Raw genomic sequence first — 23,535 nt, forward strand, 5'->3', positions numbered from 1 at the left:
CCGAGCGCGTCAAAACCCCTCAGGCTGACGTGCGGCTCAGGACGAAAGGATCCCCATGTCAGGACACGGCTATGAAAGCGGCAGGCTGAACCTGCCATTTGTCGGCATCAGCACCTTTGCCAAGCGGGACTATGTAGCGGACTGGGGCCAGATCGACGCCGACGTCGCGGTCATGGGCGCGCCCTTTGACTTTGGCACGCAATGGCGGTCCGGCGCGCGCTTTGGCCCGCGCGGCGTGCGCGAGGCCTCGACCCTGTTCAGCTTTGGTCATGCCGGAGCTTACGACCACGAAGATGACGCCACATACCTGCCCGCCGACGTGCGCATCGTTGACATTGGCGACGCCGATATCGTGCACACGGATACGACAACCAGCCACGCCAATATCGAAACCGGTGTGCGCGCCATGCTCGCCGCCGGGGCGCTGCCCGTGGTGATTGGCGGAGATCACTCGATCAACATCCCTTGTATCAACGCCTTTGACGATCAGGGCGACATCCACATCCTGCAGATCGACGCGCATCTCGACTTTGTCGACGAACGCCACGGCGTGCGCTTTGGCCACGGCAACCCGATGCGCCGCGCGGCTGAGAAACCCTATGTCACCGGGCTGACCCAGGTCGGCATCCGCAACGTCTCGTCCACCGCGAAAGAAGGCTACGAGGCCGCCCGCACCATGGGCAGCGAAATCCTCTCGGTGCGACAGGCCCGCAAGCTTGGCCCCAAGGGTGTGATCGACCGCATTCCGCCAGGCGCGCGGGTCTATGTCACCATCGACATCGACGCCTTCTGCCCCTCGATTGCGCCGGGCACCGGCACCCCCAGCCACGGCGGGTTCCTCTATTACGATGTGCTGGAAATGCTGCAACAGCTGGCCCGGCGTCACGAGGTTGTCGGCATCGACCTGGTCGAAGTGGCCCCCGATTACGACCCCACCGGCGGCACCGCGATCCTTGCCGCACAGGTCTTGCTGAACCTCCTTGGCTTTATCTTCCACGCCCGCACCGGGCGCTGACCCGACAGACCACGAACAGGACATGTCTTACTCATGAAAATGAACTCCCTTGGCCGCACCGGAATCGAGGTTTCGGCCTATTGCCTCGGCTCCATGACCTTTGGCACCCAGACCCCCGAGAGCGAAGCCCACGCCCAGATCGACATGGCGCTGGACGGGGGCATCAACTTTGTCGATGCCGCCGAAATGTACCCGGTGAACCCGCTGAAACACGAAAACGTCGGCCGCACCGAAGAGATCATCGGCAACTGGTTTGCCACATCCGGGCGGCGGGGTGACGTGGTGCTGGCCACCAAACACTCGGGCGAAGGCTTCATGGGGGCGCGCAACGGCGCGCCGATCTCTTCCGCCACCATCCCCGAGGCGGTCGAAGGCTCGCTGAAGCGGCTCCAGACCGACCATATCGACCTCTACCAGTTCCACTGGCCCAATCGCGGTTCCTACATGTTCCGCAAGAACTGGACCTACGATCCCTCGACCCAGAACCGTGCCGAGACACTGGCCCATATCCAAGACGCGCTGGGGGCTCTGCAACGCGAGGTCGACAAGGGCCGCATCCGCGCCTTTGGTCTTTCCAACGAAAGCGCCTGGGGCACGGCGCAATGGCTGCGGGCCTCTGATGACACCGGCGGTCCACGGGCGGCCACGATCCAGAACGAATACTCGCTGTTGTGCCGGATGTATGACACCGATCTGGCCGAACTCAGCGTGAACGAAGACGTCGGCCTCCTGGCGTTCTCGCCATTGGCGGCGGGGCTCTTGACGGGCAAGTATCAGCACGGCGCCATCCCCGAGGCCTCGCGCATGTCGATTGTGGATAATCTCGGCGGGCGCAGAACGCCGCGCGTGTTCGATGCGGTGGATGCCTATCTGGCGATTGCCCAGCGGCACGGGCTTGACCCGATCCACATGGCGCTGGCCTTTACGGTGCAGCGCCCCTTCCTCGCGTCAACGATCTTTGGGGCGACCCGTCTGGCACAGCTCGAGCACATTCTGGCGGGCACCGATCTGAGACTGAGTGACGAGGTCATGGCCGAGATCAACGATGCCCATCACAGCCACCCGATGCCCTACTAGGGTCAGTGGCTGACCTGGGCGGTTTCAGCGTCGGCAGGAGGCGACTCGAGCGGCGTGAAAACGGCGAGCAAAGTGGCGCAGAGCAGGACGCCAAGCAGGATCAGCGATTGACGAAAAACATTCATGACGGGGCCTCATGTTAAAAAGACAGGCCCTGTCTAGCCGCCTGGATCGGGGGCGTCTTTGCCTTTGGTCAAGTCTGACGGCAATTGTCGGGCAGGGGGCTTTTCGGGCGTCAAAACCTTGCCATGCGGTTAATAACCATTTTGTACAAACTGGTTAAACCCCGTCAAAAAAGTTGTACAACTTGGAGAGTCCCCCGAAAAAATGTTGTACAACTTGGTCATTTAACCGCCTGTTAATCTTTGTCGGACGCCCGTGATCCGCCGCCCAGAACCGGCGCGGTGCGCTCCAGCGCCAGCTCGGCGTCCGAGAATTTCCAAGGCCCCCGCACCCCCGGAACACCCTCTGGCGTGATCTTCATACCCCTTGCGACAATCTGCGGATCGGCAAACATGTCACCGATACTGTTGATCGGCCCCGCCGGCACCGTCGCCGCCTCGAGCGCCTGCAACAGGTCCGCCGAGGTCCACTCCTGCGTCGACTGTTCCAGCGTCGGTGTCAGCACATCGCGATGCTCCACGCGCGCCTGATTGCTGGCATAGCGCGGGTCTTCGGCCAGGTCGCCGCGCCCCAGAACACCGCACAGTCTCTGGTACTGACCGTCGTTGCCCACGGCCAGGATGATATGTCCATCTTTGGTCTCAACCACTTGATAAGGCGTGATATTTGGGTGTGCATTGCCCTTGCGGTTGGGGCTGGTATCGGTCGCCAGATAGTTCATCGCCTGGTTCGCCAAGAGCGCCGTGGCACAGTCCAGCAGGGACATGTCGATGTGCTGGCCCTTGCCGGTGTGGTGGCGCTGTTCGACCGCTGCGAGAATGCCGATGGTGCCATAAAGACCGGTCACAACATCCGTGACCGCAACCCCCACCTTTTGCGGCTGGCGTTCGGGCTCGCCGGTGATCGACATCAGCCCGGACATGCCCTGGATCAGGAAATCGTACCCGGCGCGGCTGGCATAGGGGCCATCCTGCCCAAAGCCGGTGATCGAGCAATAGATCAGCCGGTCATTGACGGCTTTCAGACTGTCATAATCCAACCCGTATTTCGCCAGTCCACCAACCTTGAAATTCTCGATCAGAATGTCCGCATCCGCCACCAGCTCGCGCACCCGCGCCTGACCCTCCGGCCCGCGAAAATCCACTATTTCCGAGGACTTACCGCGATTTGCCGCGTAGAAATAGGCTGCGGTTTTGTCGCCGTCCCGCTCGATAAAGGGCGGTCCCCATTTGCGCGTGTCGTCGCCATCCGGGCTCTCCAGTTTGATCACTTCCGCCCCCAGATCCGCCAGCGCCTGACCAATCCACGGCCCCGCCAAAATGCGTGCCATCTCAACGACTTTCAGACCTTGTAGCGGTTTCATGCTGGCTCCTGCTTTTGCGGTGTCCGGGGTCAACCCGGCATGTGGATTCCGTCAGGTTTAGGCAGGGATGAATTTTGACGCAACACTAATTTGATCAAATTACACTCAAGAGTTGCGGAACGCGGCCAGTGCACTACCATGTACCTGCGCGACGTCAAACGGGAGAGACCCTCTGATGGATGGATTGATGATCTTTGCCTGGATCATACTGCTGATGCTTATCGCATTGATTCTAGGTGTTTTTGTGGTTCTGGCCATGCTGCCGGGAAGAATTGCCGCCAGCCGCAATCACCCGCAGGCCGAGGCGGTGAAGGTCGCGGGCTGGCTGGGCGCTCTGGCGTTTGGCGTTTTCTGGCCCCTGGCGCTGGTCTGGGCGTTTTATGTCTCACCGGGCCAGACGCTGCCTGATGCAAAAACTACGGAGGGCGCGGCATGATCATTGTTCTGACGCTGCCATATGTGGCCCTGCTCTATATTCTGATGCGCGCCAAGATCGTTCCCAACACGCCTGCCATGTGGAGCACCGTTGGCGGCTGGGCCGTCCTGTTGTTGATCTTCCTGTTCATTCCGTTGCAATGGGGCGCGCCTTCGGGTCCGGTAATAACGCTGACCCGCGTGGTCCAGGTGGTGCCCAATGTTGCCGGTCAAGTTATTGAAATCCCAGCAGAACCAAACCAACCCCTGAAAAAGGGTAACGTCATGTTCCGCATCGACCCCGAGCCCTATCAACAGGCGGTGGACATGTCGCGTGCGTCGCTGGTGCGGGTGCAAACCCAGGCCAAGCAGGACCTTGAGGCTCTTGAAGATGCCCGCGCCAATCTGCGCCGCGCGACCTCGGCGGCGGACCTTGCCCAGTCGCGCTATGACGACGACAAGAAGCTGGTCGAGGCCGAAGTCTACTCGGAAAACCGCCTTGAACGCCGTCTGTCCGATCTTGATCAGGCGCAAGCCTCTGTCGACTCGGCCCGCACCGCCGTTTCGCGCGCTGAATCCGAGGTGGGGGCGGTGATGGATGACGGCACCACCGCCAAAGTGGCCGAGGCCCAGGCGGCGCTGGATCAGGCGCTGTGGAACCTAGATCAGACAACCGTGCGCGCGCCGCAGGACGGCTATCTGACCAACCTGGCATTGGCCGTTGGACAGCGTGCGGTGAACCTGCCGTTGTCGCCGTCAGCGGCCTTTGTCGACACCTCTGAGACGGCGTTGGTCGCGCAGATCCACCAGATCTACCTGCGCCACATTGAGCCGGGTCAAGCGGTTGAAATTGCGATGAAAAAACGCCCTGGTGAGATCGTCAAGGGTACGGTGTTCGAGGTTATCCCGGCGATGTCCGGCGGTCAGGCACAGGTGGGGGGATTGGTGTCCGCCAGCTCTCAGGTCATGGCCGAACCCTTTGCCGTGCGGCTCGAGGTGGATGACCCGTCGGTGCTGGACGATTTTGGCCCGGGCTCGGTCGGGACAGTGGCCATCTACACCGACAGCGTCGGGGCCACGCATATCATCCGCAAGGTCATGATACGGATTGAGGCCATTCTGAACTACATCAACCCGATGCTGTAAGGTCCAGGCTGACACAAAAAAGGCGCGCCCAAACTGGGGCGCGCCTTTTGTCAGGTTAGACACTCAGGCTGCGGCGTAGCTGGCAAAAACCTCGGCCTTGCCATCCTTGCGCACCAGATACACGTCGTAAGCCTCTCGCTCGTTTTCCGGACCCATTCCCGGAGACCCATAGGGCATCCCCGGCACCGATAGACCCACGGCGTCCGGACGTTCGCGCAGCAGGCGGCGGATGTCGGCGGTGGGCACGTGCCCCTCGATCAGGTAGCCCTGGATCACGCCAGTGTGGCAGGACATCATCTCTTCCGTCAGACCATTGGCCAGTTTGAAGCGCACCAGAGACTCGCGGGTCACGTTCTTGGCAACGGCGTCGATGCCATCGGTCTGGATGATGTCGATCCAGGCGCCACAGCAGCCACAATCGGGGTCTTTATAGACAGTCATCTCTGGCGCTGCGGCCAACGCCGGGCGCGTGATCACAGCGGCGCCCAGAGCGGCGACAAAGCTACGGCGGGTGACAGACATGGCAACTCCTATTGTCAATTTGGGCTCAGTCTAACCCGAAAGAGGCCGGTATGCACCTTGACCAGAGTCAATCAGCCCGTCCCCTCGCACAGATGTGAACGGGCTGGATCAGGCTTCAGACCTTTTGCAGGTGATCGAATTCGCTCACGTGGGTCCCAACACCAAGCGACACGGACCGCAACTCGGTCACGATATCCGTCATCTCGACCTGCGGTATCAGCGCCTGCACCTCGTCCCATCCTGACCAACCCGGCTTGGCGTCAAAGCCCAGCAGCTGCCCACGCCGTCCCGTCACGATGCGCTGCACCTTGGGCGTGAATTCTGACGGAACCGACAGGCAGACCTTGTGCACCGGCTCCAGTTTGATCGGTTTGCATCTGGGCAGGGCCTCGGACATTGCCTTGATCGCGGCCTTCTGAAAAGCCATGTCAGAACTGTCGACGTTATGGTGCCCGCCGTCGGTCAAGGTCACTGCCACATCCACAATCGGGTGCTCGTTTGGACCTTTTTCCAGGAAGGCACGGACACCTTTTTCAACCGCAGGAATGTACTGTTTCGGAACTGCCCCGCCGACGATCCGATCGTCAAAGGTAAACCCCGTGCCGCGCGGCAGCGGTTTGATCTCGATCTCGACATCGGCAAACTCGCCGTGGCCACCGGATTGTTTCTTGTGGCGGGCTTTTTGCGTGGTCCCGGCTGTAAGGGTCTCGCGATAGGGGACCTTGGGCGTGGTTTGCGTCAACTTGAGCCCCGAATCTGTCTCCAGCGTGCTCAGGCCCAACTGCAACTGGATCGCGCCCTGACCCGCTAGGATCAACTCTCCGGTTTCCTGATTGTGCTCGGCTTTGATCGAGGGATCCGCCTCGGTCAGACGTGCCAGCGCCGCCGAGAGGCGCACTTCGTCGGCGTGGTGTTCGGTGTGCAGCGCCAGTGCGAACATCGGGGCAGGGGGGGCAGGCCAGTCAGAGGTCTCCTTGCCGCTTTCGGTCAAAAGATCCCCGGTCCTGACCTCCGCCATTCGGCCCAACGAGACAACGTCACCGGCGGCGGCCTTGCCAACCAGATCGGATTTGGCCCCAAGATGGCGACGCACATTGGCGACCCGGTCCCCGTTCAGCACATCCCCATCGGCCACCTCGCCATTCCAGACACGTACAAAGGACAACTTGCCCGCCTTGCCCGCATGGGCAGTGCTGAACACCTGCGCCACCTTGCCCGAGGCGGGCAGGCCAAGCCGCTTTGCCGTATCAGCCACCCCCGGCGCATCATGGCGCAGTGCCTTCATCAACCGATTGATGCCATTTTCATTCTCGGCCGACCCAAAGAAAACCGGAACAATCAAATCTTTGCGCAGGTCCCGCACGAGGTTTTCATAGACCTCACTGGTCGAAGGCACCACATCCTCCAACAGCTCCATCATCAGGTCGTCGTCAAAATCTGCCAGGGATTCCAACAGGGTGGTGCGGGCTTCGCCTTCGGCAGTCTCCAGATCCTTGGGCAGGGTGATCATTTCGGATTTCTTATGCGGCTCCCAGCGCCAGGCCCTCTCGCTGACAAGGTCCACCATGCCCGAGATTTGCCCGGTGTCATCCCGGATCGGAATTTCCCGTAACAACAACGGGCGCGAGGAAATCCCCTGGATCGCCTCGAACGTCGCTCGCACCGAGGCGTCCTCGTGGTCCATCTTGTTGATGTAGACAAAGTGCGGGATGTCGCGATCGTCGAGGAATCGCAGCAGCGGCGACAGGGTCACGGCGCGTTCCGGCTTGGGATCACAGACCACCACGGTCACATCCGCCACCATCATCGCGCATTGCGCATCATAGGTCAGCTCGACCGAGCCGGGGCAATCGATCAGGGTCCAGGGATCCCCGAGATAGTCAAACGAGGCGATGTTCATCTCGGTTGACATGCTGCGCGCCCGGGCTTCGGGTGAGGCATCGCCAATCGTGGTTCCATCCTTGATTGATCCCCGACGCGGGATGGCCTCTGCGGCAAACAGGATATCCTCGAACAGGGTGGTCTTCCCGCTCGAGTAAGGCCCAACAAGGGCGGCGACCCTGGCGCCGGGATTGGTCTCAGTCATGATATCCTCCGTTCAGCCGACAAGCTTGTGATGCAGGCCGAAGCGCGAAGGTTCCGAAACCCTCCGGTTCGGCTATCACACAGTCTTAGCACATGTCCGGGTCGTCCATGACATGAGTCAAAAATGACGTCGCCGGGGGTCGTCTTATTTGAAGGGGAGGGAAAGTGGTGGTGGGCCCAGTCTATGTCGAACTGATCTCTGCCGAATTTCCCTGCTTATCAGGGAAAAAACAGGGAAAATCTGCGAATACTCGCGAATTCTCAGATTTCCAAAAGGAAAAGCCCAGTAAATTCAATACCTAATGCGTTGATTTCCCTAAACTCCAAAACAGGGAAAAACAGGTGCTGGAACAGGGAGAACAACTGAGGAAACAGGGACTAAATCAAGGGCTGAATTACTGAGAAGCCTCATGTCGAGATTTGGTAAAATCGGGCGGGAAGCTGACATTCGCTGCGTCGCATCGAAGGCCCAATGCTTCGACGAGAACCGGACCTAGATGATCTTGCCCAATTTTCTCTACAAATGTTTGACTCGGCGGCTGGTTGACAACGCGTCGTTTCAAGGTGGCCGTCAGGCGCCACCTTAATCGGAAGCCAAAGGGTCGCTTCTGGGAATAAAGCCGACTCTCTCGTCTGGACCAGCCGTCGGTCCGGCAAAAAGCTGAAGGTTGAGGTTTTGAGCGAGCTCTTCGCCAGGCTCTTTGTTGTCCAAGACAATGATCTGGAGGTCGGGCGAGGTCTTAGCGATACTTTCCCAGAATAAGGGCTCGATGGTTTGGTTGAGCTTTTGTGCCTCGGCGTGATCGCCCTCCGACGGCTGCTCCACGTCTCGCTGTTTGACGGTCGTCAAGGGTGAGTCCAACACGATGAATTTTGGGTGCGGTTTTTCATTTGCGTGGCAGTAGCGAATAACACCGACGGCTAGCGCAGAGTTAAGTACGGCGCGAAAGCCCTTGCCGTGGGATTTTCTTGCCTTGCCATTGACCTTGATGTCATAGGCTTTGTCATCGAACTCAACCCGAACGTCGACAGGCCATGACCATTCGATCAAAACCTTCTCGATCACTCGGCAAAGCGCAGTGACCGCGACCGGATCAATCGGTGACCAGGTCTGTTTCTTTCCGGCAGAAGGCATTTCCTGATCGAGCTCGTCTTTGAGTGCGCGAAGACGCGCGGCCTCTTCCCGATCGGACTGCCAAGCCTGCAAATTTAACCGACGTTGCACCAATTCATCCAAACTAGATTGAGCACGCGCACGTGTCGGCGCAAGGGCACCGTCGAGTTCACGGTCGATCCGAGACACCTCGGCAGCAGCCGCGCTGCTCTCATTTTGGCGCCACTCTTTACGTCGATTCAGATCTTTGATGGCTGCTTGGAGATCTCCCTGGAGTCCTTGTATTTTCGCCGCTTCCGCCGTGGCTGATTGGTAGATGGCCGCCGCGTCAGCAACAGTATCCGCACCATCGTGACTATGGTCGAAACCATCCATCTCTTGACCGCAAAGAGGACACAAACTGTCCTGAAGCCCATCAAAGAAATGCGATCCTTCGGCAATGAAGTCCAATCGCTTCAGGTCTGATGTGTAGCGTTCATCCAGCAACCGATATCGTTCGAGCAATTCTTCGATACCAATCAACTGGGATTCGGCTCGGCGTTGCTTCGCGAGTTGCTCCCGGCGCTCCACCCTCAGGCCCGTGCGTGTATCTTCATTCTCCGAGAGAAGGCTGGAGAGGCTCTCGATAGCGTCATCGACACGCTCGGCGCTGTCCTTCTCCTCGTCTTCGCTGCCTTGCTTTTCCAGACGAACTTCAATCGGAGTCAGAAGGTCATCAATGAGGCTGAGCTTGGCTGATATCTCCGCCTGAACGATCTCGCGGCGTTCCTGGGCGATGATGCCGCTATCGTCCGTGCCAGTCAGGACATACGAAAACATGCGTTTGTTTGCGGTCTGACCAAACCCGTCACCGATGATTGGCGAGCGTTCGCTAATGATCGTAGCTTCGTCAAAGACAAAGATCGGCATTAGAGTGCGGATGGACAGACGCTGGGTTTTGCCTTTGTTATCGCTACGCAAACGCACATCTTCCGGCATCCCGAAGAACGGAAAAATACGTGAAGTGACATCAGGCGCTTGGGACAGCCCCTGCCGCCTCCAGGCGAGCACCTGACCATCCGTACTCTGGTTCTCCGCTTCCTCTGCTTGGGTAGCAGGCAGTTCACCAGTTTCGTCCTTAGCACGGCTTCGTTGTGCCAAAACTTCGTCAATCGAGACCTTATGGGCACGCACGTCACCGCCGGTCAGATGCCTCTCTAAGGTGAGTATCTCCTTGTTGGGGTTCGTCAACTCGAGCCAGACCAGTTCATAGCCGGTCGCCTCTTCGATGACCTTCGTCATTTCTTGGGCGCCGAGAACGAAGTCAATACAGCGGAGAAGATAGCTTTTGCCGGTATCAGAGTCGCCAGAGACCACGTTCGCGCCGGGTTCGAACTTGATGGAAGCGTCAGCCTTGCCCTTGCCTGTCAGGCGGATTTCGGAGATGCGCGCCATTAGAGCTCAAGCTCCTGCAGAGCTGAAATCCGATCAAATTCGGCACCCCATTGGCCTACCTTTTCGGTCATGAATGACTGAAGCTCCTGGTCGCTGGCTTCTCCAAACTCGTCGGCCAGCCAACTTGCCCGAATACGTAACGATGATGCGTAGTCGGTCTTGAGTAGCGCGACGAAGGCCGAAGTCAGTTCGGATCCGGCGAAACTGACGCCGTTCGTCGTTAGGTTCTTCGATATGAGGTCACGCGCGAAGAGCAGGTTCAGTCCTGCGCGCACAAGGTCGCGCTTCACGACCCATTCCGACCCGCGGAAAGGAACCGGCGGATGAAGGCTCGGCGGGCCGCCTGCGATATCCCCGGAATGTACAAGCAAGTAGTCGTAGCTGATGAGGCGTTGTAGATCAGCGGCGTATGGTCGACACGCATCAAGCGCGAAAAGCAGGCGGAAGCCACACTCCAGCGGAGTATTGAACAACCGATGGCCGTCAATCGGCGTTGATGTCGCTGTAGCAACGTCAGACATCGTCGCACCATGTGACGTCACCATTGTTTGCCAAATGATGGCAAATCCCCTCACGATCCGGTGATGTGATATGGTCTTTCAAAGCGTAACTTGAGACTTGCTGCACCTGCGCTGCCTTCACCGTTTCGCCGAGCCGCGTATAACCAGAGTCTGCCGGGGCGCTATAGGTGTAGTAAAGGCCGTGGCGAAACTCTCCGAGAAGTTCATCGAAGTAGCCAGCGTCGGCCATTTGGTCGCGCGCGAGTTCTTTCAAGCCTTCCGCACTGTAGAAGGTCATCCGCGAGCGCTCGAAAAGACCTTTGGCTTTCGCATGCGCTTCGAAATCACCTTCACCGGAGATCGTCTTCCCCGTCATCTCGCCAATGACCTTGAAGAGCTCGCCGACATATCCGCGTTCAGCTTCAGCAACCTTTGAGGGTGGAATTGCTGGCGGGGCACGCTCAATGAGCGGCGCGCCGAATACAACGAGATGATAAGGCGTCTGTGCATGTTCGTTAATGAGATCGAGCGGCTGTTTAACACGAATGAAGCTGAAGTCGGTCTTGGCAACGTATTCTGCGAAGTCGCCCTCCAAGGCGATGACTTCTTTAGAGGTGATCGCGTTTGCGCAATGTGCATCCCAGTTCGCAATCAGATAGGCGCGCAGCTTCTCTGGAGCGTCGATCAGATCCTGGAAGTCTCCGGTGACGCCTTTACGGGTCACGAACCAGTATTCCCTCGGAAGCTGATAGTCGCCACGATGCGAATAGAAGAGAACCTTGGCGATCTCCGCGATGCCCTTGCCTGCGCCGAGCGCGTTCGCATAACGCTTGCATTGGTATAGGTGCCAATACTTGGACGGCGATCCGGGTTTGCCGAACCAGACAATGATGTCGCGTCCCTTGTCACCTGACCCGCCGCGTTGCTGAATGTCGGTGACACCCGCGAGCTTCGTGCGCAGATAGCCATCGGCCCATTCAAGGGCAAAACGCTCGAATTCATCGGCACTAAAGTTGGCTAAGCGGTCAAGCGGTTGCACGGGGAGACCTGCCCCTAGGCCCAACAGTCGAGCATTCGCCGATGGCCATTTGTTCGGCTTGTCCAGGCTCGAAATGGGTGTTGGAGTATGAACCATCGCTCGTATTTTTCTGTTGCCGGGAGATGTTGATTTGCCTGCAGCCTCCTCGGACCCTTTGCTTTTAAATGCGTCAACAATTGCGCGTTGCCAATGCATAAATGAGCGCAGCTTGGCTCGGCACTGTGCCAAAATCTTAGTTCAACGGACACTATAGATCAAACTAGTTGTCGGCGACACAGCCTCATGAAACTGATCGAATGTAGCCTGCAACACGACTACGGCGTGTCTTGTGTTTGAATAGGTGTCGCGACAGGCCCGTCCACTGATGATATCAGATAGCTTCAATGTCCGCTATAGCTGGCCGCGCCGCAGCATTTGGACTATGTGCCGAGCGACCGCTTAGGGCCGATTTCCACCTCATCTTCCCAAACACTCAAAACCCTCCCCGCGCTCTTTTGCGTCAAGATAGGCCCTCATGATGCGCAACTCATCGACATTTTCTTTGGGCGCGACCATCACGGCAAGCTCGCCGGGGTCGGTAACGACCGTGCGCACGACACGGCCCTCGAGCCGGGATTTGATGACCGGTGTGTTGCCAGGATTAAAACTAACGATCGCAAGCGCGGTTGCGCTGGTGTGATCGTCTCGGTTTGTGCCGTCAAGGAGGCGGGTGACATAGACGGTGGCGAAGTCGAGGCCATAGTTGGCGACTTCATTCAAGGCGGTGGCATAGCCGAGGGCGAGAATGTCGTCTGGCATGGTGCTGTCGGTCGCCACGAAGAGGCGCGCCCGTTTGTGTGTTGAGGAATGGATAGCTTCCCGGGCGAACACCCGGCAATCGATCTGCTCCGCAAATGCCGGGGCAGGGGGGAGGACCAGTGTGAACAAAACCACAGTGGCCCACACCAGGAAACCAGCCGCCAGAGTGAACCAGCCTCGGGTCATTTCAGGGTAACGGTCCAGCGCCCGCCTTTGTCCTCAAGCTCGTACTTGTAGCGGAACTTGTTGCAGACAACGTCAAAACCTCCGCCATAAACCCAGCGCTGCAGGCTCGAGATACTGTCGCATCTATAGCCTTTGGCGCGGATCAGGGCGCTTGCCTCATTCGCGAGTGTCTGAGCGTGAGAGCGGGTCCAATCACGGGTCAAGTAGGCTTCGTCTTCAATAGGTGCTGCCGAAGTGAACGAAGCAGTCAAAAAAGTGAATGCGGTGATGGTGGCAATGCGGTCCATAGACAAGTCCTTCAGTATCTGCGCGTTTCTCCGACAGTGATAACGAATGTCTTTTAAAACAGGTAGTCCTAAAACAGGTATTGCCGCAGATACTTGGGTGTGAAACGCACTGTAAAAAGCCCCCTTCGAGATGTCCTGGCCCGCAACATGCGTTTGCTGCGTGCCGAGCGTGGATGGTCGCAGGAGTTCCTCGCCGCAGAAGCGGGGCTCAATCGTACTTACCTCAGTGCCGTGGAACGATCCGAGCAGAACATGTCGATCGACAATCTTTATAAAGTGGCCAAAGCCTTCGGCGTTTCTGCAGGTGACTTGCTGAAAGAAACGGAAGCCGGGTAGGCGCGTTCCTCAACGGTTCATTCATGCTCACATCAAGGTATGTGCAGCAACAGCCGCAGTCTTCCAAGCTGGTCATCAACTTCCCCGAGTTGCGCAATCACGGCGCGGGCAAGACCGGCGTATTCTGCCCCTGCCAGGTTCGGGTTTTGACCTTCAGAAGCAGATGTAGCGGCATTCTCAAACGCCATTGTCAGGTGGGCAAAAACGGTGCTGATCTCTTCTTTATCGGCGTCGGTCATGGCGCCAGTACCGCTCGAAGGGCAGGGGAAGTCCAGTCAGATTTGTACTCTTTGTTAGGTAGGCTGCTTGGACATGAGCCAAATCAGAGCCCGTACGCTTCCTCACCGCTACACGATTACTATCTTTGGTCGGATTTTGGGTTTGGGCCATGACCCAATCGGGTTTGGTATAAGCTGTTGAGTTGTAACGGATATCTCTTGCTCATCTTCGCACCCTGGTGCGAAGGGGCAGGGTTTTGAAACGGCCCGTGCAGTATCCGCCGAACAAGCGTCATCTCTTGTTGCCACAGGGGCTTTTGTGCGCATCATTGGAGGCCAGCCAAAAAAGAGGAGCTGGCGATGAAACATAATTCAAAAACCAAACGACCTGTTCGCCGCCGCAAAAGGCGTGCTTCCACCAAGATCTCCAAGGATCTCATGATCGAGATGGTGGACCCTTCGATACTTCGTGCCTACGCGGGCAATGCGCGGGAGCATTCACCGAAGCAGATCGGGCAGATCAAAAACTCAATTATCGCTTTTGGGTTTGTCTATGCGATCGTGGTCAACAAACACGGCAGCGTAATCTCTGGACATGGCCGCCTTATGGCGGCGCTTGAGTTGGGCTTGCTGAGAGTGCCGATTGTGCGGGTAGAGCACCTGAGCGAAGAGCAGGAGCGGGCGCTGCGCCTGGCAGACAATAAACTCACTGAGAATGGAGGCTGGGACGAGGCGCTGTTGCGCATTGAGATTGCCGACCTGCTTGACCTCGAGGCCGAGGGGGAACTCTCCTTCGACATGCACTCGCTGGGTTTTGACACGGCAGAGATCGACATCCTGCTCGAGACGGAAGAGTCCACTGGGGCGGCAGATTCCATCGTGGAACCCGCGATTGTTCCGGTGGTCAGGCCAGGAGAGACATGGCTTCTGGGCCGTCATCGTATCGTCTGCGGTTCCGCTCTTGAGGCCACGGTCCATGAGCAACTTCTGTCGGGCGAGACCGTATCGTTGACGTTGACCGATCCGCCTTACAATGTCCCTGTGGATGGTCATGTCCGCGGGAAGGGCAATTCCGTTCACCGAGAGTTCGCAATGGCCAGCGGAGAAATGTCACCGGAGGCCTTCACGGACTTCCTGAAGACCTTCCTCGGCCAGGTGAAAGCTGCTGGCAGGCCGGGTGGTCTGATCATGTCGTTCATCGACTGGCGGCATGACTTCGAGTTGGAAAGTGCGGCACGTCAGCTTGGGCTCGAGAAGATCAATCTCTGCGTCTGGGTCAAGACCAACGGTGGCATGGGAAGCCTCTATCGTTCGCAGCACGAGCTTTGTGCCGTCTACAGAATTCCGGGAGGGAAACACCAAAACAACGTTCAGCTTGGCGCGCTCGGGCGCAATCGCACCAACGTTTGGAGTTATGCCGGGGTCAATTCCTTCGGGCGCAACCGGAATGCCGATCTCGCTGCCCACCCGACAGTCAAGCCGGTCGCAATGATCGACGATGCCATTCGCGATGTCACGCGTCATGGCGACATTGTTCTGGATCCCTTTGGCGGTTCAGGCACCACGCTCATTGCCGCGGAGCGCTGTCGTCGCACAGCCCGACTGATTGAGCTGGATCCGATCTATGTGGATGTTACCATCCGCCGGTGGCAGGAACTGACCGGCGAGGAAGCTATCGAGGCCACCTCCGGGGAGACCTGGAATGCGCGAGCCGAAAAACTTGCCGCAAATGGTCCCAGAGATGAGGAGCGGGCCGATGTCTGAGAAATCTGACTATGAAGTGGGGTATGGCAAGGCGCCAAAGGACAAACGGTTCAAGCCCGGTCAATCTGGCAACCCCAAGGGGCGACCGAAAGGCCGCAAGTCCGCGGTGACCATATTGGAGGATCTTTTCCTTAAGAAGATCACGATCCGCGAAGGTGGCAAGCCCAGAAAGGTGACGCGGCTGGAAGCCATGTGTCTCAGAGTTCTCAACGACAGCGCTAAGGGCGACCCTCGTGCGACTGATCAGGTGCTCAAACTGATCACGCTGATGCAGTCAACAAGCGGACAATCAGAGGGTGGGGCAATTGATGACCCTTCCGACCCTGCGGATGATCTTGAAACGATCTCCCGTTTCCTTGAGCTTCATGATTTGCCAACGGACGGCTTGCGAAAGGAGCAAGGGGATGACTAGGCCCTTCGGTCCAAATGATCTGGAAGCTGCGGCAAATGCGATGCGCCGGGAAAACTTTTACCTTTTCCTGCGCCACATGTTTCCTGTTGTGGCACCAGGTCAGAGACTGTCAGGTGACGACTATCTGGAAACACTTTGCTTTGAGCTGCAACAGGCAGCAGAAACCTCCGGGGGGCGGCTAATGGTGACCATGCCGCCCCGCTACCTGAAATCCATTGCCGCCTCTGTTCTGCAACCAGCTTGGTTGATTGGGCGCGATCCAAAGCTCAAGGTCATTGTGGCCAGCTACGGTGAAAAGCTGACGCAAAATCTCTCGCGGATGTTTCAAACCGTTGTTACCAGTAAAAGATACCTACGGGTGTTTCCGCACATGAGCGCAAAGCCAAAGGTCAACTCAGTAACTGAGTTTACCACGGCAGCCGGAGGCGGGCGCCGGACTGCGACGGTCGGTGGCGCGATCACAGGGATCGGTGCGGATCTCATCATTATCGATGACATCATGAAGGCCAACGACGCGTCTTCGGAAGCGGCGCGAGAAGAAGCGCGCCGCTTCCATGATGAAACCCTCTATTCCCGTCTGAACAACAAAGCTGAGGGCAGCATTATCGTGGTTCAGCAACGTCTGCACCAGGATGATCTGATTGCGCACCTTCAGGAAAAGGGAACCTACAGGCACCTGAACTTGCCGGCGATTGCCGAGCGGCCAGCACAACATGACCTCTACAACGGATACACCTGGTCCCGCGAAGCCGGTGATCCTCTAGCGCCCGAACGCGAGGACAGGGAAGCTTTGGACTTCATTCGGGGCGATGTCGGCGAAGCGGCGTTTCGAACACAATACCTGCAAGACCCGGCTTCGGCCGGAAGTTCCATGCTGGACTTCTCCAAAGTGCTGGTCCTGGAGCAGAGCCCTTCGGACATTCGGATCCTCAAGACGGTACAGGCTTGGGATACAGCCGTGAAGGATGGTCCGAACTGCGACTATTCGGTGGGGATGACATTTGGCTGGGATGATGAGCGTTGGGTGCTGTTGGAGGTGCAGCGCCGTCGCATGAACTTCGCGGATTTGAAGGCCTGTGCCAGAACGATGTACGGGAAATGGCGGCCCGATCTGGCGATCGTCGAAGACAGCGCAAACGGGACAGCGCTTTATGTTGAGCTTCGGGGGGAGGGAATTCTTATCACGCCGTTTGGCGTATCAGGCTCCAAGGAAGAACGTTTCGCCGTGGCGGCGGATTAGCTGGAAAACGGCAAGATCGCTCTCTTGCGAAAGACGGACTACTTCGAAGACCTGCGACGGGAACTCCTGGCATTCCCCGAAGGCCGCTTCGACGATCAGGTCGATACCATTAGCCTCTTCGTGCGACGCGCCAGAATGCGACGGCCGATGAAGAGACGGTGAGGGGAGAAATGGGGGCGGGGGTGAAAGAAAGCGCATGCCGGATTTGGCTTTTGTGCTCCGAGTATGATGTGTGGAAAAAAACAGCTCACAGAGGCCGATAATGCAAACTTATTGGACGTAATTGTGATCGGAAAGCCGAGGCGGTTTTGCGCCCGTTTTTGAGATTAAGCGCCGTTATGGACTCGATTTCTTTGAGGAAAACGAGGGTGCCTATTTGGGTCTATTAGCAGATAAATTTTTAGAGAAACATCTCTCAACCATCTGATTATATGAGATAATTGTTACTTATCGTGCTTGATATGAGTGCCAGAGAACCCACTTGGGTTGTGAACAAAAACCTCATAAATTGATCGCAACATGGTTGGTGCATATAAATACAAGGGTGAACCAGAAGAGACTCAAAGGTCGCTTTACGACCCGGAGCCGGCGCCCGAAGAGGATCTGCGGTTTCTGCCCGCCACGCCGGAGGACATGGCCCCAACCGATATGCCGTGGCCCGTTGCGGCGCGCGAAACCAGCCTTGATGCCAGGGTCTGGCAGGCGGCCGAGAAAGAGTGCTATCGCAATCTGCTGCGGGCGGTGCAGGCGGTCATCAGGTTTGGCGAACGTATGAGGTTATTTCCCCCTGACGTGGCCGAACGTTTTGCCATCGAGTCTGTGTCAGCCGTGCTGCGCACAGAGGGTACCTGGCTGAGTTCGGAACAGATTGCGCTCTATCGCACCCTGCGTATCGCCAGTGATGACTCCGCGCAGGATCTCAGCCGCGCAAGTTGGGCGGTGCGGCGTTTGTGTGCCGGCGACTATATGGGGTCCGGGGCAGGGGGGCCGCTGAGTGGATTGCATGACTTTCTGGGGCGCACGTCCGTTCAGTCGCCACAACGGGTATCTGGTGCCGAGCGCGCGGTCGGGGATGAACTCATCGCCTTGAGTGACCACTGGGTGTTCGGGTTGGACGCGGTGTCAGACTGTCATCCCCTGACACAAGCGGCCTATGGGTTTGCCAGCTGGCGCGCGGAAGGCATCACGCCGTATGAAGAGCTGCTCGAGCCAACAACGGCCGCGCTGCTGATCGGAGCAAGCGGGCTGGCGCCGTTCCTGCCGATGGCCCCGGGACACCGGTTGGATCGTCATTCTTTGCGTGCAGGCTCAACTGGGGCAGAAGAACGATTGAGTGTGTTCTATGGCGCGATCGAGGCTGGCGCGCTTGGCGCAGTTTTGGAGCTGGACCGGCTGGAGCGCTGGCGGCAACGCGCGACAGAGGCAATCCGTGATCTGTCCGGCCGCACACCGCCAAGGATGGTTGCGGCTTTGATGAAGGCGTCGGTTGTGTCTGCTGACTGGCTGGCAGAGGAAGTCGGCTGCACGGCTGTGTCCGTGCGTCGCAATCTCAAGACATTCACAGAGCGTGGCTTGGTGCGGGAAGTTACCGGGCAGGATCGGTACAGGTTCTGGACGGTGGCGTTATGAAGGGCAGGGCGATCTATCTGGAACGCCATGACGATGAGATCAATTTGCACCGGTTTTGTGCGATAGAAATCGTGTGAGTCATGTTTGGGGTCTGGTTACTCACACGACGTTGGGGGGCGCATTGGGACAGGGCGGGGCAGGGGCAATGTTTGGTGGAAATGAATGAGACAAAACGCCAGGCAAATATGGCCGCTATTTTGACGTCAACGGTCAAAACAAGACGCGGTTATCAGCCGGTTGAATAGCATGGTTTGACGGGCTGAAAGCCCGACGTCTACCGGCCTGCATTTCTTTCTTTTCAAGGTTGCCTATTCAATACTAAGCAAAAACCCGGCGGGAGAAAGTGGAACTTGGTCTACAGATCCACTCTCTATCAGATTGATAGGTGGCCCGATCATTTGTAGGTACGTTTTGCCGAGGATTGACTTTTGGGCCATGCGCACGCCCAGCCGCCCCTGTTCAACCGGATCGTCAAAGGGAACTGCCAAAACCGCGCCGCTTTGAAGCCCGCGCCGCACTGAGTGGCTTATGTATGTTGCGATCATTTTGGGAAATATCTCAGCGGAGCGCGCGGACAGGCCCATCGCTCCTTCTATCGCAGGTGCGCTGCCTATGAGGTAATCCAGATTGGTCTCTGCGTTCAGAATATCTTCGACTTCCCGCAGTTGTTCGCGCATGCCGGTATCTGCGTGCCGCGTGGCGACAATTTCCACCGAGGATCCAGACAGGGCGCTTCGCAAACCGCTTTCAAGCAAAGGAGACCAGCCGGAATCCTTGGGGCCTGTGACAAAGCCAGCCTGCATTTCTAGGCTGCCTACCGGGTGGCGCTTGGCCAAAAACTCTCCGACGACATACCCCATTTTCCGCCAGTCCACGCCAATGGCAGCGGCGACATTGGGCGAGTGCAATTCGTTAACGAGTGCGATGACCGGAGCTGTTTGCGAGGCCACTTGAATGGCTGCCAGCAATTCCGGATCATCTGCCGAGACCGCACCTAAAAGAATCGCATCAGCGCCCTTGGATATACAGGTTTGCAAAAGCGCAATTTGCCTTGCCAATGCATGATAGCCACCGGACTCGTATACCAGCAACTGAATGCCCATTGCGTCGGCTTCCTCCTGCAGTCCAAAACCTACACTTAGCCAGTATTCATCCTTGAAGTGGGGGACGACGACGCAGACCGACACTGTGTGTTTCGGCGTTGATGTTTGGGCACGGGCAGGCAAGGGTGCCCAAATCAACCCCACGTCACTCAGGCTAAGCGACGCAATTGCGATTGCACATAAAACGCCATACCGTCGCCCAATGCGACGCATTGGCTTTGACAAACAATTGCTACGGGTGTTCACATTCATTGTGGGCCTATCCGTCTTTGTCAGCTTAGCGGCACTTGCGGCGAATTGGTATCTGTCCAGGCAGCAACATGCATTGATTCAGGACAATTTGCCTGCTGCGTCTTTGGCCAGGAAAATATCCGATGAAAGTGTTTTTATCGCGGCCCTTGCTCCGTCGTTTTCAGAAGTAGGAAACCCGTCGGATCTTCAAATGCTGGTGCGCTCCCTGCAAATCGAAATGCAAGATTTGCAGGACGACTTTGCGAAGTTGAGCGAATTTGATGATCTTTCGAGACCGTCGGCGGGCCTCGAGATTTTGGACAGGTTGCAATCCTCTGTGACGCGATTGGCGAGCGTTTCGGAAAAGCGGTTGATTCAACAGCAAAAACTGGATGAACGGTTGTCCATGGTTTCAGAAAGGCTTGATGAAGCCCAAGACATATTGGCAAGCCAACTGGACATCGCCCGCGTTCGTGTCACCGCAACTATCGCTGACCTTTATGTGCTGCATGGTGACACTGCCCGGCACTCATTGAACAGCCTTGCAGATCGGGACTTCTTTGCCTACGACCGGCAGGTCGAGTTGGGCCGGGCCGTTGACACAGCTGGGCAACTGCTTTTGAAGATTGCAGATCAGTCGAGTGCTGAGGGTCTGGCAAAACAGCGAGAAACCGTCGTTGATGAACTTGATTTTGCCAATCGGCGATTGGTCTATCTTGAATCAGGTGCCGCGCAGGTGCGCGTAGATGAATTGATTACCAAATTATCCTCTGAGATGTCTCCTGACGGAGCGTATGCACTTCAGTCCAGCGTGTTGGTTGCTGATGCTGCAATACTGGATCTACTGACTGGTATTCGCACGGATGTTATCAGCCTGACAACTTTTTCCGACACTTTGTTTACCAGGATGCAAGCCAGTGCCTTGCAGTCACAACAAAGAACCGAAGTGTTGTCGCGCTGGATCACGGCAGGATTGGTATTACTTCTGACTCTGGTGACAGGGGCAGCGCTGGTGAGTTGGCAGTTTGCGCGTCGCCAAGTTGTCATGCGGCTACGCGGTGTGGCGCAACACATCGAAGCTTTGGCGAATGAAGACTACAAGCGTTCGATACCTGTCAGTGGCAGCGACGAGATCGGAGAGATGGAGAAAGCACTCCATATTCTGCGCGGTCGCGCCGCTAAGGCCAGGCAGTTCCGTGACGAGCTTGAGGAAACCGTGCGCCAACGCACTGGCGATATCGTTACTGAGATGAAAGCGCATGATCTGGCCCGCGCCGAAGCCGAAGCGGCCAATCGGGCAAAATCTGAGTTTCTGGCGATGATGAGCCATGAAATTCGAACACCCCTGAATGGAATTATCGGAATGCTTCGATTGCTCGAAGAAGAGTTGGCCGAGAAAGACGACTTGAACCGCGTCGTCACCGCCCGAGCTTCATCTGAACACCTGTTGGGTTTGACGAATGATTTGCTGGACTACGCCAGCACAGAGCGGGGGCGGTTACAGGATGATCCAGCGCATTTCGACGTTCGTGATCTGATTGGGCAATTGGGAACCTATTTGAGTGTCAGTGCAGAAGCCAACGGCCTCGGTTTCCATGTTGTTGCGCCGGATACTTTGCCATTCGCTTTGTTTGGCGACGTCGCCAAAATCCGACAGATCGTTGTGAATCTTTTGTCCAACGCCACTAAATACACCGACGATGGGCGCGTCGATCTGATAGTTGATCACGATTTTGATCTGGAAACCGGACGTCATGTGATGACCTTCTCCGTCTTGGATACCGGTATCGGCATTGCTGCCAAGGACATGGACTACATTTTCGATGCCTATGGTCGTGCAGACCGCGGTAACCGGGCGGACATTCAAGGCATGGGCCTCGGCCTTTCGATCTCGCGTCGATTAAGTGAAGTTATCGGTGGCGCGTTGAGTGTAGAAAGTGAGCCCGGTATTGGGTCGCGTTTCAAGCTAAGCGTTCCTTTACCCCAAGGTGATTTGGCGCTTGTGGAAAGACATATCGAGACGGCGCCGCGCGCTGATCTGGGGCAGCGGGTGCTGCTTGTTGAAGACAACCCGGTAAATCGTATGGTGGCTCAGGGCTATCTTGAACGACTGGGATGCATTGTCACCGAGGCGCACACCGGCGCACAAGCCATCGATGCAGTATTGTCGACGCCTTTTGATCTGATCCTCCTGGATATCGATCTACCCGACATGTCTGGTGCCGAAGTGGCTCGCGAGATCACCGGGTCACTCATCAATCCGCCTCGTCTTGTTGCGCTGACGGCTCATAACATCCTGGATACACCAGACGAAAGGCAGCGATTGAGTGTTGAAAAGGTTTTGACAAAACCGATTTCTCCCAGAAAGCTGAGCGACGTATTGCGGCCGTCGCAAAATTTCCCCAGCACACCTGAACCCGCGTCGTCTGTCCGTGCCAGTTTGACCGCAGACATTGAGGATCTGGGCATCGAAGAAACCACAGAAATCATAGACGAGTTTTTGCGGCAATTGTCAGATACGCTTCCCAAGTTAAGCGCGGCAGCAAAGGTTGACGATTTTGAGACAGTTCGAAAACTGGCGCACCGCCTAAAAGGGGCGTCGGCAAACTTTCGGTTGGATGACCTGTGCGACCGCTTGACCCAAGTTGAACAGGTGGCGCGCGATCAAGGAAACTTGGCGAACGTCGAGCCGATGTTGGTGGCGGTCGCTGCGAATGCTCAAAAGACGCTCGTGGAAACCGCAAAAGACTTGGACCTTCGCGTTTCTGCTTCAGCTCTCGGGTGACGCGAAAACGTACCCCTCGCCATGAACCGTAATAATCCAATCCGGCTGGGTTGGGTCGGTTTCTATTTTCTTGCGCAATCGCCCAACCAAGACATCAATTGTGCGATTGTCAGGCGCCCATTGGCGATGTTGTATCAAATCCAATAGCCGCTCGCGGGAGAGGATCACACCTGGATGGCGGGTAAAAGCATGCAGAAGCTCGAATTCCGCGCGGGTTAATGGCTCCACTGCGCCGTTTTCGTCTTCAAGACGCCGCCGCATGCGGTTCAACTGCCAACGACCGAATTGCCAGACAGGGTCTGGTTTAGGAGTTGCCGTGCCGATCTCGTTGATCCGGGCCAACAGGTTTTTGACACGGGCAAACAGCTCTCGTTTGTCAAAGGGTTTGGTGACATAATCATCCGCCCCCATTTCCAACCCGATAATACGGTCGATCTGATCGTCGCGGCTGGTGAGCAAGATGATACCGGCCTTGGATTTGGCCCGTTGTTCGCGTGTGATTGTCAGCCCATCTTTGCCTTCAAGGTTGATATCCACCAACAACAGGTCTGCCGGATCACGCGCAAGGATCTCTTCCATTTGGTCTGCGTCTTCGGCTTCGCTGACCCGGTAAATCTGTTTGCGCAAGGCGCCTGCCAGGCGACGACGCGTAACGCTGTCGTCTTCGATGATGATGATGTGCTGGGTCATGGCATCTCTCGTAGCGCCCGTGTG

General features: G+C 57.1%; 22 protein-coding genes. 10 read left to right on the plus strand and 12 right to left on the minus strand.

Features of this window, described 5'->3' with window-relative positions; translation table 11 throughout:
- The first annotated feature begins 55 nt into the window (after positions 1-55).
- Entirely contained in the window at positions 56-1,015 is a 960-nt protein-coding gene (gene speB / locus EK369_RS15255) for an agmatinase (RefSeq protein ID WP_127115133.1), read from the plus strand.
- Between the two features lie 33 nt (positions 1,016-1,048).
- Positions 1,049-2,092 (plus strand): aldo/keto reductase, encoded by a 1,044-nt coding sequence (locus tag EK369_RS15260; RefSeq protein ID WP_127115134.1) that lies wholly within the window; start codon positions 1,049-1,051, stop codon positions 2,090-2,092.
- Positions 2,093-2,094: 2 nt separating this feature from the next.
- On the opposite strand, the gene EK369_RS22315 is transcribed toward EK369_RS15260, so the two are convergent.
- Entirely contained in the window at positions 2,095-2,217 is a 123-nt protein-coding gene (locus tag EK369_RS22315; protein ID WP_268920617.1) for a hypothetical protein, read from the minus strand.
- Positions 2,218-2,450: 233 nt separating this feature from the next.
- The gene (locus EK369_RS15265; protein WP_127115135.1) at positions 2,451-3,578 is read right to left on the minus strand and encodes a CaiB/BaiF CoA transferase family protein; all 1,128 of its coding nucleotides are present in this window, start codon (positions 3,576-3,578) and stop codon (positions 2,451-2,453) included.
- A 175-nt stretch (positions 3,579-3,753) separates the two neighbouring features.
- Between EK369_RS15265 and EK369_RS15270 the strand changes: the two genes are divergently transcribed.
- Positions 3,754-4,014: a DUF3302 domain-containing protein gene (locus tag EK369_RS15270; RefSeq protein WP_127115136.1), complete on the plus strand. Its 261-nt coding sequence runs from the start codon at positions 3,754-3,756 to the stop codon at positions 4,012-4,014.
- Positions 4,011-5,138, plus strand: coding sequence for an HlyD family secretion protein (locus EK369_RS15275; protein WP_127115137.1), 1,128 nt, complete (start codon positions 4,011-4,013; stop codon positions 5,136-5,138). Before EK369_RS15270 ends, EK369_RS15275 begins: the two co-directional genes overlap by 4 nt.
- 63 nt (positions 5,139-5,201) lie before the next feature.
- Here EK369_RS15275 and EK369_RS15280 read toward each other — a convergent pair whose 3' ends face one another.
- The 7 genes from EK369_RS15280 to EK369_RS15310 all read right to left on the minus strand — a co-directional run bounded on the left by EK369_RS15280 (position 5,202) and on the right by EK369_RS15310 (position 13,103).
- Positions 5,202-5,660: a DUF411 domain-containing protein gene (locus EK369_RS15280; protein ID WP_127115138.1), complete on the minus strand. Its 459-nt coding sequence runs from the start codon at positions 5,658-5,660 to the stop codon at positions 5,202-5,204.
- 115 nt (positions 5,661-5,775) lie between these two features.
- Positions 5,776-7,746 (minus strand): elongation factor G, encoded by a 1,971-nt coding sequence (locus EK369_RS15285; protein WP_127115139.1) that lies wholly within the window; start codon positions 7,744-7,746, stop codon positions 5,776-5,778.
- Between the two features lie 582 nt (positions 7,747-8,328).
- Positions 8,329-10,293: a hypothetical protein gene (locus EK369_RS15290; protein ID WP_127115140.1), complete on the minus strand. Its 1,965-nt coding sequence runs from the start codon at positions 10,291-10,293 to the stop codon at positions 8,329-8,331.
- Positions 10,293-10,814 (minus strand): ABC-three component system middle component 2, encoded by a 522-nt coding sequence (locus EK369_RS15295; protein ID WP_127115141.1) that lies wholly within the window; start codon positions 10,812-10,814, stop codon positions 10,293-10,295. The genes EK369_RS15290 and EK369_RS15295 overlap by 1 nt, the downstream gene beginning before the upstream one ends.
- Positions 10,807-12,027, minus strand: a complete 1,221-nt coding sequence (locus EK369_RS15300; protein WP_206198101.1) for an ABC-three component system protein — start codon at positions 12,025-12,027, stop codon at positions 10,807-10,809. Before EK369_RS15300 ends, EK369_RS15295 begins: the two co-directional genes overlap by 8 nt.
- A gap of 261 nt (positions 12,028-12,288) precedes the next feature.
- The gene (locus EK369_RS15305) at positions 12,289-12,816 is read right to left on the minus strand and encodes a hypothetical protein (RefSeq protein WP_127115142.1); all 528 of its coding nucleotides are present in this window, start codon (positions 12,814-12,816) and stop codon (positions 12,289-12,291) included.
- On the minus strand, positions 12,813-13,103 hold the full coding sequence (locus tag EK369_RS15310; RefSeq protein ID WP_127115143.1) for a hypothetical protein: 291 nt from the start codon (positions 13,101-13,103) through the stop codon (positions 12,813-12,815). The genes EK369_RS15305 and EK369_RS15310 overlap by 4 nt, the downstream gene beginning before the upstream one ends.
- 99 nt (positions 13,104-13,202) lie before the next feature.
- Between EK369_RS15310 and EK369_RS15315 the strand changes: the two genes are divergently transcribed.
- Entirely contained in the window at positions 13,203-13,439 is a 237-nt protein-coding gene (locus tag EK369_RS15315) for a helix-turn-helix domain-containing protein (protein ID WP_127115144.1), read from the plus strand.
- A 32-nt stretch (positions 13,440-13,471) separates the two neighbouring features.
- Here the strand turns inward: EK369_RS15315 and EK369_RS15320 are convergent, their stop codons facing one another.
- Positions 13,472-13,678 (minus strand): hypothetical protein, encoded by a 207-nt coding sequence (locus tag EK369_RS15320; RefSeq protein ID WP_127115145.1) that lies wholly within the window; start codon positions 13,676-13,678, stop codon positions 13,472-13,474.
- A 339-nt stretch (positions 13,679-14,017) separates the two neighbouring features.
- Here EK369_RS15320 and EK369_RS15325 point away from each other — a divergent pair, with 339 nt between their 5' ends.
- The 4 genes from EK369_RS15325 (at position 14,018) to EK369_RS15340 (ending at position 18,702) form a co-directional block, all read left to right on the plus strand.
- On the plus strand, positions 14,018-15,421 hold the full coding sequence (locus tag EK369_RS15325; protein WP_235871439.1) for a site-specific DNA-methyltransferase: 1,404 nt from the start codon (positions 14,018-14,020) through the stop codon (positions 15,419-15,421).
- Entirely contained in the window at positions 15,414-15,833 is a 420-nt protein-coding gene (locus EK369_RS15330) for a DUF5681 domain-containing protein (RefSeq protein ID WP_127115146.1), read from the plus strand. The genes EK369_RS15325 and EK369_RS15330 overlap by 8 nt, the downstream gene beginning before the upstream one ends.
- The gene (locus EK369_RS15335) at positions 15,778-17,073 is read left to right on the plus strand and encodes a hypothetical protein (protein ID WP_164727013.1); all 1,296 of its coding nucleotides are present in this window, start codon (positions 15,778-15,780) and stop codon (positions 17,071-17,073) included. Before EK369_RS15330 ends, EK369_RS15335 begins: the two co-directional genes overlap by 56 nt.
- A 519-nt stretch (positions 17,074-17,592) precedes the next feature.
- On the plus strand, positions 17,593-18,702 hold the full coding sequence (locus EK369_RS15340; protein ID WP_127115148.1) for a helix-turn-helix domain-containing protein: 1,110 nt from the start codon (positions 17,593-17,595) through the stop codon (positions 18,700-18,702).
- 308 nt (positions 18,703-19,010) lie between these two features.
- Here EK369_RS15340 and torT read toward each other — a convergent pair whose 3' ends face one another.
- Positions 19,011-20,057, minus strand: coding sequence for a TMAO reductase system periplasmic protein TorT (gene torT / locus EK369_RS15345; protein ID WP_127115149.1), 1,047 nt, complete (start codon positions 20,055-20,057; stop codon positions 19,011-19,013).
- On the opposite strand from torT, the gene EK369_RS15350 reads away from it, so the two are divergent.
- Complete coding sequence (locus EK369_RS15350; RefSeq protein WP_164727015.1) at positions 20,008-22,821, plus strand: ATP-binding protein; 2,814 nt, start codon at positions 20,008-20,010, stop codon at positions 22,819-22,821. The two genes, torT and EK369_RS15350, sit on opposite strands and share 50 nt — an antisense overlap.
- Here EK369_RS15350 and torR read toward each other — a convergent pair.
- A complete protein-coding gene (gene torR / locus EK369_RS15355) occupies positions 22,807-23,511 on the minus strand; it encodes a two-component system response regulator TorR (protein ID WP_127115151.1) in 705 nt (234 codons plus the stop codon). The two genes, EK369_RS15350 and torR, sit on opposite strands and share 15 nt — an antisense overlap.
- Between the last annotated feature and the right edge of the window lie 24 nt (positions 23,512-23,535).

Origin of the sequence: Shimia sediminis, from assembly GCF_003990645.1 — a bacterium.
GTDB classification, from domain to species: domain Bacteria; phylum Pseudomonadota; class Alphaproteobacteria; order Rhodobacterales; family Rhodobacteraceae; genus Shimia; species Shimia sediminis.